Below are 12,784 nucleotides of genomic sequence, written 5' to 3' on the forward strand. Positions count from 1 at the left end.
ATGGCTTCTCTCCCTGCTCGTTTCTTCGAGTAAACCACTCGCAGAAACTTTAAAACCTGGCAGGGGCTTCGCTCATTGCTTCGAAGTAACACCAAAAGGGAAGACCGTCCTTTTGGTGTTTATCTTGTTTAGCACTTTCATGGACGGCAATGGCTTCTCTCCCTGCTCGTTTCTTCGAGTAAACCACTCGCAGAAACTTTAAAACCTGGCAGGGGCTTCGCTCATTGCTTCGAAGTAACACCAAAAGGGAAGACCGTCCTTTTGGTGTTACTTCTTCCTCTTTTTCTTTTTTTTCTTTGGTATGGCAGGGTCTTGGTAGTGTGGTGTATTGGGCTGCATTCGGCGGTAGATGATCAAAATGATGGCTCCTACGATTAAAATGATCGACATCACTTGTGCTGTCTTTAAGACTCCTCCGATTAATAAGTAATCAAGGCGAATCATCTCAAGGAAGAAACGACCAAATGAGTAGTAAATGACATACGCCATGAAGATTTCACCTTGTTTTAGGTTCAATCTTCTTAAATACAGCAATAAAATTACACCTAATAAATTCCAGATCGATTCATACAAGAAAGTCGGGTGGTAATAGGTTCCGTTTATATACATCTGATTTATAATAAAATTTGGTAACATCAAGCTTTCAAGAAACTCTCTAGTTACTGGCCCACCATATACTTCTTGGTTCATAAAGTTTCCCCAGCGTCCAATCGCTTGGGCAAGTAATAAACTCGGTGCCGTAATATCAGCAATTTGCCAGAACGAATAGCCTCGTTTTTTTGCAAATACGTAAGCTGTTAACATCCCACCAATCACTCCACCGTGAATCGCGAGACCACCTTCCCAAATGTAGAACATCCGAATCGGATTGTCAGCAAATTGCTCCCACCTGAAAATTACATAATAAGCCCTTGCTGAAAGAATAGCAATTGGCAACGCAAATAAAAGTAGATCGGCATACATATCTTTTGGAAACCCTCGCCTAACCGCTTCTCTGGTCGCAAGGAAATAACCAAGAATAACACCTAATCCTATTAAAGCTCCATACCAATAAATAGTGAATGGACCGATTTCTAGAAATATTCGACTATATGGTTCGATATTCTCTTCCATTTCCATCACTCCCTTACACGTTAAAACAAAGAGTTATCTATGAACTCTTTGCTATTCTATCACACTGTTAGTGAAATTCATCATGATCCGCTTCTTCGATCACATTTGTTAACCTTGATGAAAATTCTTGAGCAGCATCATAGCCCAGTCGCTTCAAACGAAAATTCATCGCAGCTACTTCAATGATAACCGCTAGATTTCGACCAGGTCTTACTGGAACGGTTAGTTTCGTAATTTCTGTATCAATAATTTTCATTTTCTCTTCTTCAAGTCCTAAGCGATCATAGGCTTTCTTTTGATCCCAAAGCTCCAAATGAATACACAGAACAATTCGCTTAAACGGACGAACAGCCCCTGCACCAAATAACGTCATGACGTTAATAATTCCTAGCCCCCGTATTTCAAGTAAATGTTGAATTAAATCCGGTGAACGTCCTACTAATGTTCCTTCATTTTCTTGGCGGATTTCAACTGAGTCATCAGCAACGAGACGATGTCCACGCCTGACTAAGTCCAACGCCGTCTCACTTTTCCCTACTCCACTATTTCCAGTAATAAGGACTCCAATACCATAAATATCAACAAGTACACCATGAACAGCTGTCATTGGTGCTAATGCACTATCTAAATAAGTCGTAATGCTACTACTTAGACGCGTCGTTGCCATATTCGAACGTAACAAAGGCACCCCGACTCTTTCAGCTGCCTCGATCAATTCAGGAGGAATCTCTAACCCACGCGAGATAATAATTCCAGGCGTATCATATGTACATAACTTTAACATTCGTTCTTCTTTTTCATGTTTCTTTAGATGATCAAAAAATGAAAGCTCCGTTCGACCTAATAGTTGAAGCCGTTTTGCTGGGTAATAAGTAAAGTAACCTGCCATTTCAATTCCAGGTCTAGAAAGGTCACTCGTGGTAATCGCTCGATAAATTCCTTCTTCTCCTGCTAATAACTCTAAATTAAAACGTTCTAATAAGTCATTTGCTGTTACCTTTGCCACTTCGTTAATCCCACCTTCATCTTAAATAGCGAATCATTGAGAACGTTTGTACACTCCTATGATACACTCAAGTTAAATAAGTATGTTCTCCATTTTAGCATACTTTTAAGGGTCTGACCCCTACCCCTCAGGGTAGGGGTCAGACCCCAATTTTACCGTTTTCGTATTGGCTTGACAATAAAGGTTTGGATTAGGGCAATTAAAATAGCAGCAAGGATCGCCATCCCAAACCCATCTATCACGAAAGCACTACCCATTAACCCAGCCGTTAAGCTTAATGTGAGCGCACTGATGACAAATAAAAAGAATCCTAGTGTTAAAATCGTAATCGGTAATGTTAGCACAACAAGTATCGGTTTTACGACGGCATTGACAATAGATAATAGCAAACTGGCAATAATTGCTGCGGCAAACCCAGACAAATAAAACCCTTCAAATAAATAAGCAATTGCCATTAAAACGAGAGCATTTATAATAAGCCCAATAATCCATCTCATCACTCTACACATCCTCTTCATTCGGCATAATTATAACAGCGATAATATATCCGATTATGAATGGAAAAAGCCCTGTGACAAAAAATAGGATAACAGCTAACAAACGAATAATCGTTGGATCCACTGAAAAATACTTCGCTATCCCTCCACAAACTCCCGCTAACTTTCGCTCATATTGAGTACGGTACAAACGTTTCATCATTATCACCTCTTTTCTTCATCAATTTGAAACTGTAAAAAAACTTTATTGAAGCTTTTCAGTTGTGAGATCTTGCCTTACTTTTGGTCTTTCAAAACAATAGAACCCGTATTCGTCAGGGCATTAACTTTTACACGTGGAGAAGACTGTTGATTACCAATAAAATTCAGTGACTTTTGCGCGAATTCTTTTTTCTCTTCAAGAGTTTCATACTCATCAAGATCAATCGTAAAGCCACCTACATTCGTTTTCAATTTCCCCTCGATTCGAATCGATTTTGGTATCACCAAATGGATACTTCCTGTTGTTGCTTTTAAATCAGCATATCCTGATTCAGATAATGCTTCAAGTTCATATGTGACCGATCCATTTACTGTTTCAGCGTCAAAGTCTTGAACCTTCCCTGTAATTGTAATATTACCATGAATAGTTTTCGCATCAAGAACATCAATATCAGCCTGCTTGCACTCAATTGCTCCGTTTACTGTTTCGGCCATCACCTTTTTAGCTTTTACAGAGGCGAAAGTAATCGTGCCGTTAATTGCATTTACATCAAGCGTTTCACTAGTGAACGCTCCTCCCGTTAGCTGACCATTAAATGTATAAAGTTTAATATGGTCGTACGCTGATCGTGGAACATAGACAGTCGTTTGGACTTTAATCGATTTCGTCTTCGTATGGAAGAGCATCTTTCGCTCATCGACACGGAAGGATGATTCCTCCAAAAACACACGACGTGCTTCCTCATGATCCTTTACCCGATATACTTTTGCTTTACACTCAACCCGAACATCTGATTCATCCCAAGGCTCAAACAAAATCGAACCATTTTCAAGCGATACATCAAGTGAAGCTGGTGCGACATCCCGATGTTGAAAAATGTGATCCACTTCAATGGAAGGACCGAAATTAAAATCGAGGTCGACATCCTTGATTTTTTGAATAGTGTTTTCAATGAACGAGGTAAATAAATTAGCTGTTGAAGTGGCAGCCTGCCTCGCTCGTTCACGGTATTGCTCGCCCTCATCCCACTTTACATTTTTCGATAATTGTGTAGACGCGGGTTCCTTCTCTTCTTCTTTTGCATTAGAAGAAGGTCCTGGTTTTTCAATCGCCTCAAGTAGTTTTATCCCTTCTTCGGCTGTAATCTTTCCGTCTTCAATCATTTTTAATATCATTTTTCTTTCTTCCAACATTCCCACTCCCTCAAACAATTTTATGGGCAAATCGTATACTACTTATATTCTATTACGAAAACAATCACAAACATGTTTCATCTTTATTAATTCTTTTCCAAATTCTAAAAAAAAATGCTGCCATGATTCTTTGTTCTAATCATGGCAGCATCGAGATGCTAAAAGAGCTGAGGTATTTTTTAGTTAGTATGATGAGGGTGGAGATAAAGAAGGAGAGGTTAAGTCGCTCTCTGAGTCCCTCTTTTTCTCTCACTCGGAGGTTCACGCCTTCAGTCGCTCTCTCTGAGTCCCTCTTTTTCTCTAGCTCGGAGGTTCACGCCTTCAGTCGCTCTCTCTGAGTCCCTCTTTTTCTCTAGCTCGGAGGTTCACGCCTTCAGTCGCTCTCTCTGAGTCCCTCTTTTCCCCTAGCTCGGAGGTTCACGCCTTCAGTCGCTCTCTCTGAGTCCCTCTTTTTCTCTAGCTCGCAGGTTCACGCCTTCAGTCGCTCTCTCTGAGTCCCTCTTTTTCTCTAGCTCAGAGGTTCACGCCTTCAGTCGACCTCTCTGGATCCCTCTTTTCTCCTAGCTCGGAGGTTCACGCCTTCGGTCGAATCACCTTCACCACGCATTCAATCTTCTACACCGTGACATCTTCGATAAACTGGTTCATCCGTTCTTTGTCACGCTCTAAAATTGGTTTTAAATACTTCCCTGTATAGGATCCCTCAACTAATGCCACTTCTTCAGGTGTTCCTTGTGCTACAAGCTGACCACCTTTGTCGCCACCTTCTGGACCCAAATCGATAATATGGTCAACGGTTTTGATCACATCTAAATTATGCTCGATCACAAGAACTGTATCGCCATTGTCCACGAGGCGCTGCAATACCTTTAACAACCGAGCGATATCATCTACATGAAGACCTGTTGTCGGTTCATCCAAAATATAGATCGTCCGACCTGTTGAACGTTTATGCAGTTGAGAAGCAAGTTTGACCCTTTGTGCTTCTCCACCTGATAATGTGGTAGCTGGCTGGCCGAGTGTAATATACCCTAAACCGACATCAACGAGTGTTTGGATTTTACGTTTAATCTTTGGAATGTTTGTGAAAAATTCCAAGCCTTCTTCAACTGTCATTCCGAGTACATCGGCTATGGTTTTGCCTTTGTAGGTGATCTCGAGCGTTTCACGATTGTAGCGTTTGCCTTCACATACTTCGCATGGAACATAAACATCTGGCAAAAAGTGCATCTCAATCTTGATAATCCCATCACCACGGCACGCCTCACAGCGACCACCTTTTACATTGAAGCTAAAGCGACCTTTTTTATAACCTCTAACTTTTGCTTCATTCGTTAAGGCATAGACATCGCGGATATCGTCAAATAAGCCTGTGTAGGTTGCTGGGTTGGAACGAGGCGTTCGTCCAATTGGTGATTGATCTATCTCTATTACTTTATCAATTTCATCGAGTCCAACGATCTCTTTATGTTGTCCTGGTTTCTCTTTTGCTCGGTTTAATTTTTGGGCAAGCGCCTTATAGACAATCCCATTAATAAGTGTACTTTTCCCAGAACCTGAGACTCCAGTGACAGCGATAAAGACACCTAGTGGGAATGTGACAGATACATTCTTGAGATTGTTTTCACTTGCTTTCTTCACCGTAAACGAGCGTCCATCAGATTTTCTACGTTCATTTGGTACCGGGATAAATTTTTTGCCGGCTAAATACTGTCCCGTAAGAGAATTATCATCATTTATGATTTCTTCCGGTGTCCCTATTGCTGTAATTTCACCACCGTGAACTCCTGCGCCAGGTCCAATATCAATAATATAATCTGCTGCTAGCATTGTATCTTCATCATGCTCCACGACAATTAACGTATTTCCTAAGTTGCGCATATGTTCAAGTGTCTCAATCAAACGATCATTGTCACGCTGGTGTAAACCAATTGAGGGCTCGTCTAATATGTAGAGAACGCCCATTAATGAAGAACCTATTTGTGTGGCAAGGCGAATTCGCTGCGCTTCACCACCAGATAACGTTCCAGCCGAGCGAGAAAGCGACAAATAATCCAACCCTACATTCATTAAAAAGCCTAAGCGATCATTGATTTCTTTTAAGATTAAACGAGATATTGCCTGATCCTTTTCCGATAATTCCAGTTGATCAAAATAGACTTTCGCATCCTTAACAGAAAGAGTTGCAACCTGGCCGATATGACTATCGCCGACAAACACTGCTAATGCTTCTTTTTTGAGACGATACCCTTTACAGGTCGGACAATGCTTCTCTCTCATATATCCTTCCATTTGCTCGCGTATGTAATCGGAACTTGTTTCCTTGTAACGACGCGCAACATTGTTGACGACCCCTTCGAATAAAACGAGGTTCTCACGGATTTGCCCGAATTCATTTTCGTAGCGAAAGTAGATTCTCTCCGTTCCACTTCCATATAAAATTTTATCAAGAAGTGCTTCAGGTATTTGTTCAACCGGTATGTCCATGTCAATTTGATAATGCTCACATACAGCCTCTAACAGCTGTGGATAATATTGCGAGCTTGTTGTCTCCCAGGCTGCAATGGCATGATCACGCAACGTCCTAGTCCGATCTGGAACCAGCAAATCAATATCAACTTCAAGCTTAGACCCAAGACCATCACAAGAAGGGCAAGCACCGAACGGACTATTAAATGAAAACATGCGTGGCTCAAGCTCTGCAATCGAAAATCCACACTCCGGACAAGCGTGATGCTGGCTAAAGAGCAATTCATCTTCCCCTATCACATCAACTAATACACGTCCATCAGCTAACGTCAATGCAGATTCTAATGAGTCAGCTAACCTTGTTTCAATCCCTTCTTTGATGACAATACGATCAATTACTACTTCAATGCTATGCTTTTTGTTTTTATCAAGTTCAATCTCTTCGGCCACTTCTCGCATTTCCCCGTCCACTCTGACACGAACGTAACCTTGTTTTTTTATATCTTCCAGAACTTTGACATGAGCTCCTTTTCGTCCAGATACTAATGGGGCGAGAATTTGCATTTTCGTTCGCTCTGGATATTCAACAAGACGATCAACCATTTGTTGAATCGTCTGTGATGAAATTTCAATGCCGTGCTTCGGACAAACTGGTTTCCCGATTCTAGAATACAACAAACGTAAATAATCTGAAATTTCTGTCACCGTTCCGACCGTTGAACGGGGGTTACGGCTCGTTGTTTTTTGATCGATTGAAATCGCAGGTGATAAGCCTTCAATGGCATCAACATCAGGCTTGTCCATCTGTCCCAAAAATTGGCGAGCGTAAGCTGAAAGTGATTCGACGTAACGCCTTTGTCCTTCCGCATAGATCGTATCGAATGCTAAAGACGATTTCCCAGATCCTGATAAACCCGTTAAGACAACGAGTTTATCACGTGGAATTGTCACATCGATGTTTTTTAAATTATGAGAACGCGCTCCTTTTACAACAATATTCTCTAATGCCACCGTTTTCTCACCCTTCCGCTTTTAATTCGAGAACAAGGTCACGAAGTTCAGCTGCTCGCTCGAAGTTTAACTCCCGTGCTGCATCTTTCATTTCCTTTTCCATTCGTTCGATCATCTCTTGTTTTTCTTTTTTGCTTAGTTTTTGCTTTGGTGCTGCATCATAACGAGCCTCTTCGGTCTCTTCAGCTACTAGTGTTGCTTGAATGACATCTGGAATTTTCTTTTGAATCGTACGTGGTGTGATACCATGCTTTTCATTGTGTTCCTTTTGAATGGTCCGACGACGCTTTGTTTCTTCAATCGCAATATTCATTGATTTCGTTATTTTATCTGCATACATCACGACATGACCATTAGCATTACGAGCTGCTCTTCCAATCGTTTGGATTAACGAGCGATCAGAACGGAGGAATCCTTCTTTATCAGCATCTAAAATCGCGACAAGTGAAACTTCTGGAATATCGAGCCCTTCTCGGAGCAAGTTAATCCCAACTAAAACATCAAACGTCCCCATTCGCAACTGTCGGATAATCTCAATCCGCTCTAATGTTTTCACTTCCGAGTGCAAATAACGGACACGAATGCCAATCTCTTTTAAATAATCGGTTAAATCCTCAGACATTTTTTTCGTTAACGTCGTCACTAGTACCCGTTCATTTCGTTCAACACGAGCATGAATTTCACCGATTAAATCATCAATCTGGCCTTCGATAGGACGAACGTCAATCGTCGGATCAAGCAATCCAGTTGGACGAATAATTTGTTCAACCATTTTTGGCGTATGCTCCAGTTCATATGGGCCTGGTGTAGCAGATACATAGACAGCTTGATGAACCTTAGCCTCAAACTCCTCAAACTTCAATGGTCGGTTATCAAGAGCTGACGGCAACCGAAACCCATGATTAACAAGGACTTCTTTCCGTGCTCTATCGCCGTTGTACATTCCTCTTACTTGAGGTAACGAAACATGTGACTCATCCATGATTAACAGGAAATCTTCAGGAAAGAAATCTATCAATGTATACGGAGTTGCTCCTGATTTACGTAACGTTAAATGGCGCGAGTAGTTCTCAATCCCTGAACAAAACCCCATCTCGGCCATCATTTCAATATCATAACGCGTGCGCTGTTCAAGTCGCTGCGCTTCAAGCAATTTCCCTTGTTCATTGAGTTCCTTTAGACGTTCTTCCAGCTCTACTTCAATGTTAGCAATTGCTTTTTTTAACTTTTCCTCACGGGTAACGAAGTGAGATGCAGGGAAAATGGCAATATGGTTTCGTTCCCCTTTTATTTCCCCGGTAAGGGCATCGACCTCCGTCATTCGATCGATTTCATCACCAAAGAACTCAACCCGAATGCACTGCTCGTCTCTTGATGCTGGGAAAATCTCAACAACATCGCCACGAACACGGAATGTTCCTCGCGTAAAGTTAACATCGTTTCGGTCATATTGAATATCGACTAATTGACGTAACAATTCATTTCGATCCAATTCCATCCCGACTCTAAGTGAGACAACGAGCTCGCGGTATTCTTCCGGAGAACCTAAGCCGTATATACACGAAACACTCGCGATAATAATGACGTCATTCCTCTCAAATAACGCACTTGTTGCGGAGTGGCGAAGCTTATCAATTTCATCATTAATACTTGCATCCTTTTCAATAAAGGTATCTGAACTTGGTACGTAGGCTTCTGGCTGATAATAATCGTAGTAGCTGACAAAATACTCCACGGCATTGTTTGGGAAAAACTCCTTGAACTCACTATAAAGCTGTCCAGCGAGTGTTTTGTTATGAGCCATTACCAACGTTGGTTTGTTCACCTCTTTAATAACGTTTGACATCGTGAATGTCTTTCCCGTCCCTGTAGCACCTAATAATGTCTGATGTTTCTTCCCCTCTTTGAGACCGTCAACAATCTTTTTAATCGCTTCTGGCTGGTCTCCTTCTGGCTCGTACGCCGACACCAACTCAAACGTCTCGCTCAATCCGATTACCTCCCAACGAACTGTTTATAAGTAGCTGTATTATACCATAGACTACCAGTTGTAACGCAAACAATGCGAACGTTTGTTTTTGAAAATACAAAAAAACAAAAGGAAGAACACATCGTTGTGCCTTCCTTTTGCTTCCTTACTTATTTGTATCCAGTATTTCACGTGTTCTTTGATAATTCTTGTGGTTAATAGCTGTTCTCTCATGAGGAAATTCTTCTTCTCTTCCTTTTACAGGAAATTCTAAAAATTCTGCAGCCACACTATTATTATAGACAGCAATTACTTTCATTTCGATGCCGTCGTAAATAATCTTCTCGTTCAAGACAGCAGCATTTTCATTTATTGGTTCTTCGTTATTAAAAGCCATAAATATCCTCTTTTCCTCTTGAATTTATGTTTTCTTCTGCCTATTAGTTTAAAGTCTCCCCTACTATGAATCAAGAGATTTATTATAACATTTTCTACTTTTCATGCTTTGTTATTTCTTTTTTTTACCAATATAAAATTTCCCCTTATTTCAGAAGCTACTAGAAGGAACTTTTCTAAAAAGGATGATTGTCATGAATACTTTAACATCAGACTGGTTTGGTAATACAAAAGGAGACATTTTAGCCGGAATTGTCGTTGCACTTGCGTTGATCCCTGAAGCGATTGCCTTTTCACTCATTGCCGGTGTTGATCCGATGGTTGGACTTTATTCCTCCTTCCTCATTCCTGTCGTTATTGCCTTTGTAGGTGGCAGACCTGGAAAACTTCACAACGGTTCAATTTCATACATAAGATTTTAAAAGAAGGTCTTCAAAATAAGAAAAGCGAATACTATAGAACTAACAAAACCAAAATGAAATGTTACCTTTTTGGAGGTGTAAATAATGTTAAATCAAATTCTATTAGCGACTGATGGTTCAGATTCTGCTCACTATGCCGCTAACAGAGCCATTGAACTAGTTAAACCTAATAAGAACGCTAAAATTCACATTGTTTATGTTATCGACATCTCAAAATCTAAAGCCGAAGTATTACAACATTGGAACTCCTCCACTAGAGATAAGAAAACGGATAAAGTAAGAACCACTGAACAACTCCTTGAAGCAGCAGGCATTGAGTACGAAACTCATATACTTAAAGGAGATCCTGGTCCATCAATTGTTACGTATGCTAATGAAAACAAATTTGACCTTGTCATCGTTGGAAATAGAGGCAAAAGCAAACTACAAGAACTTGTCCTAGGGAGCGTCAGTCATAAAGTCGCAAAACGAGTTCGTTGCCCCGTGATGATTATCAAGTCAAAAGTTTCATCTAAAAATAATGTTGTAAACGCTTACAAATATAAAAACGTTCATACCCTGAAAAAATAGTACCAAACATTAAAAAGGGAGAGTGCCAAAGGGTAATTTGAACGTAACCTTTGGCACACCCCCCTAAAGCAATGAGCGAAATCGGTACATTTTTTTAAGAAGTGGGTTTCTTCTTCTCAAGATACGTAGCGAACGAAGCCATTGCCAAATCTACTTTTAAGACAGCCCTTTCCCCTACATTCCTGGTTTGTGCTTCAACCTTTTCTTGGCTACGAAAAATCCCAAACTAAATGATACGATTGCTATCACCCACATTATCCATGATTGCTGATGAATTTGTAATGCAACGATGACAATCATCCACGTTACAAGACAAGCCCCTACTAAACTAAATGTAACTCTTGTCACAACAATCATTAACAGAAACGGGATGATAAGGGCTACAATTAGATCTGCCATCATCCGTCTATTTAAACTCCTTTTTACCTTTATTTAAACAATCGAATCTTGAAGGTCCATCTCATCCTTTACTAATAAAACACCTAATTGATGATGTTCACCATCATACAGGGCACCTTTGGCAAAACGTACTTCTCCTTCATGATTCAGTACATCTACTTTACAAAATGCCGAGTTGATTTGCAAAGCTTCATAAAAGCTCGTTTCATCCTGGACTTCTTGTCCATTGACTTTAACAATTTTCTCCCCGACTTCAATGTTCATCTTTTCAGCAGGACTTCCCGGTAACACTCCGAGGACAACGCAACCTTTCGTTTGATTCGTAAAAAATACGGGCAGCTTCTTCTCACGTACTCTAACAAAGTAAGAAAGAAGTTCTCTTGAAACAATTGCCAATCCACCTAAAATGACTGCTAACAGAGGGACATAGTAACTGCCAAAGGCCAAAAATGAGAATAGAATCCCTAAATAAATAACATTCATCCCCATCTGATGAATCGGAACAGCAGGAAGCGATCCACGTACACGTTGCTGAAACCCTATTAAAAAAGGAACTAGCACTGGCTGTAAGCTCAGGTCACCAACCGTTAAAACTGGCCATGACGCAATCGTCGGAACAATGCCTTCTGGAATGAATAAGACAACTGGAACCATCCATAACCTTTTCGCCACATGTATGCCTACCCACTTGCCACGTTTACTTCGCTCAAGTAATGGCGACGTATAAGTGGCACCGTTGATCCTTATTAATAGCCCTTCGACGATAACCATAATCGCTAATAAACACGCTACGATGACAATTGGAATTTGCGCTAATTCTTGATAAAGAGGTACGAATAAAGCAATAGAGCCTATCAATGGTTCTGCCCCGTATAGTAGCAAGACAACCCCTAACACAAACGCTGGAGAAATCCAACGTATTTGCAAGGTTAAAGCAAATAGGATATATATAATTGCCAATACTGCTATAAATGGCAGCGTGATCGTTAATCCTAATGCAATTGTTATAACAGAAACAAAGATCCCCATTAATGTCGCAGACAAAAATGGTATGGTAATATCGGCCATACGCGCATACACCCTAGTATGAAACGCAAGACGCTCTTGTTTAACACGCGCTCCCGAAAATAAATAAACGACAAAAAGCCCGATATACAAGAGAGGATTAATAAAAAAATATCCAAAAAAGAATCCAATGCTTTGTAATATGTCTTGTAGCATAGTTGTATCTCCTTCAACTAGTCTTTCCTTCTTTAAACGTATCATATTTACATGAAAAGGTACATCCTTCAGCATAAGAAGAACGTACCTTTATTTTTCGACATTTATCAGCTGTTTTCCTGTTTACAAACCAACCAAATGGATTTTTCCTGTTATTTCAAGCAAAAGGACCAAGAGGAAGTTCACCTCTCATTTTTGCAATGGCTTCGTTCTCTGCGCGCCTGCCTGAGGAACCCGCTCAGGCTGGCTTAAAAGATGCAGAGACTTCGCTCATTGCTTCAAGCCAAATGACCAAGAGGAAGTTCACCTCTTTTTT

General features: G+C 40.6%; 11 protein-coding genes and 1 pseudogene. 2 read left to right on the forward strand and 10 right to left on the reverse strand.

The features are described 5' to 3' along the window. Positions 1-267: 267 nt before the first annotated feature. The 8 genes from lgt to AC1FXZ_RS07620 all read right to left on the reverse strand — a co-directional run bounded on the left by lgt (position 268) and on the right by AC1FXZ_RS07620 (position 9,857). The gene (gene lgt / locus AC1FXZ_RS07585) at positions 268-1,113 is read right to left on the reverse strand and encodes a prolipoprotein diacylglyceryl transferase (protein WP_480052203.1); all 846 of its coding nucleotides are present in this window, start codon (positions 1,111-1,113) and stop codon (positions 268-270) included. Positions 1,114-1,180: 67 nt separating this feature from the next. Further along, positions 1,181-2,119, reverse strand: coding sequence for an HPr(Ser) kinase/phosphatase (gene hprK / locus AC1FXZ_RS07590; protein ID WP_480052204.1), 939 nt, complete (start codon positions 2,117-2,119; stop codon positions 1,181-1,183). Between the two features lie 152 nt (positions 2,120-2,271). Beyond that, positions 2,272-2,616, reverse strand: coding sequence for a phage holin family protein (locus AC1FXZ_RS07595; RefSeq protein WP_480052221.1), 345 nt, complete (start codon positions 2,614-2,616; stop codon positions 2,272-2,274). Between the two features lie 4 nt (positions 2,617-2,620). After that, entirely contained in the window at positions 2,621-2,818 is a 198-nt protein-coding gene (locus tag AC1FXZ_RS07600) for a PspC domain-containing protein (RefSeq protein WP_480052205.1), read from the reverse strand. Between the two features lie 74 nt (positions 2,819-2,892). Continuing rightward, complete coding sequence (locus AC1FXZ_RS07605) at positions 2,893-4,008, reverse strand: DUF4097 family beta strand repeat-containing protein (protein WP_480052207.1); 1,116 nt, start codon at positions 4,006-4,008, stop codon at positions 2,893-2,895. A 618-nt stretch (positions 4,009-4,626) separates the two neighbouring features. Further along, complete coding sequence (gene uvrA, locus AC1FXZ_RS07610; protein WP_480052209.1) at positions 4,627-7,491, reverse strand: excinuclease ABC subunit UvrA; 2,865 nt, start codon at positions 7,489-7,491, stop codon at positions 4,627-4,629. 7 nt (positions 7,492-7,498) lie between these two features. Further along, on the reverse strand, positions 7,499-9,481 hold the full coding sequence (gene uvrB, locus AC1FXZ_RS07615) for an excinuclease ABC subunit UvrB (protein WP_480052211.1): 1,983 nt from the start codon (positions 9,479-9,481) through the stop codon (positions 7,499-7,501). A gap of 145 nt (positions 9,482-9,626) precedes the next feature. Then, positions 9,627-9,857, reverse strand: coding sequence for a DUF2187 family protein (locus AC1FXZ_RS07620; RefSeq protein WP_480052213.1), 231 nt, complete (start codon positions 9,855-9,857; stop codon positions 9,627-9,629). 193 nt (positions 9,858-10,050) lie between these two features. Between AC1FXZ_RS07620 and AC1FXZ_RS07625 the strand changes: the two are divergent. Both AC1FXZ_RS07625 and AC1FXZ_RS07630 read left to right on the forward strand, forming a co-directional pair. Next, positions 10,051-10,245: pseudogene (locus AC1FXZ_RS07625) on the forward strand (SulP family inorganic anion transporter); the annotation flags it as partial. Positions 10,246-10,362: 117 nt separating this feature from the next. Beyond that, on the forward strand, positions 10,363-10,848 hold the full coding sequence (locus AC1FXZ_RS07630; RefSeq protein WP_480052215.1) for a universal stress protein: 486 nt from the start codon (positions 10,363-10,365) through the stop codon (positions 10,846-10,848). A gap of 174 nt (positions 10,849-11,022) precedes the next feature. On the opposite strand, the gene AC1FXZ_RS07635 is transcribed toward AC1FXZ_RS07630, so the two are convergent. Further along, positions 11,023-11,250 carry a DUF2198 family protein gene (locus tag AC1FXZ_RS07635; protein WP_480052217.1) on the reverse strand — a complete coding sequence of 76 codons (228 nt, stop codon included), beginning with the start codon at positions 11,248-11,250 and terminating at the stop codon, positions 11,023-11,025. A gap of 30 nt (positions 11,251-11,280) precedes the next feature. After that, positions 11,281-12,468, reverse strand: a complete 1,188-nt coding sequence (locus AC1FXZ_RS07640) for a PDZ domain-containing protein (RefSeq protein WP_480052219.1) — start codon at positions 12,466-12,468, stop codon at positions 11,281-11,283. Positions 12,469-12,784 lie beyond the last annotated feature (316 nt).

The organism is Halalkalibacter sp. HAAS-P014, assembly GCF_056619965.1.

Excerpts from the sequence above, each read along its gene's own strand:
- AC1FXZ_RS07640 (WP_480052219.1), bottom strand. The coding sequence starts at position 12,468 with ATGCTACAAGACATATTACAAAGCATTGGATTCTTTTTTGGATATTTT.
- lgt (WP_480052203.1), bottom strand. The coding sequence starts at position 1,113 with ATGGAAGAGAATATCGAACCATATAGTCGAATATTTCTAGAAATCGGT.
- AC1FXZ_RS07600 (WP_480052205.1), bottom strand. The coding sequence starts at position 2,818 with ATGATGAAACGTTTGTACCGTACTCAATATGAGCGAAAGTTAGCGGGA.
- AC1FXZ_RS07620 (WP_480052213.1), bottom strand. The coding sequence starts at position 9,857 with ATGGCTTTTAATAACGAAGAACCAATAAATGAAAATGCTGCTGTCTTG.
- AC1FXZ_RS07595 (WP_480052221.1), bottom strand. The coding sequence starts at position 2,616 with ATGAGATGGATTATTGGGCTTATTATAAATGCTCTCGTTTTAATGGCA.
- AC1FXZ_RS07630 (WP_480052215.1), top strand. The coding sequence starts at position 10,363 with ATGTTAAATCAAATTCTATTAGCGACTGATGGTTCAGATTCTGCTCAC.
- AC1FXZ_RS07635 (WP_480052217.1), bottom strand. The coding sequence starts at position 11,250 with ATGATGGCAGATCTAATTGTAGCCCTTATCATCCCGTTTCTGTTAATG.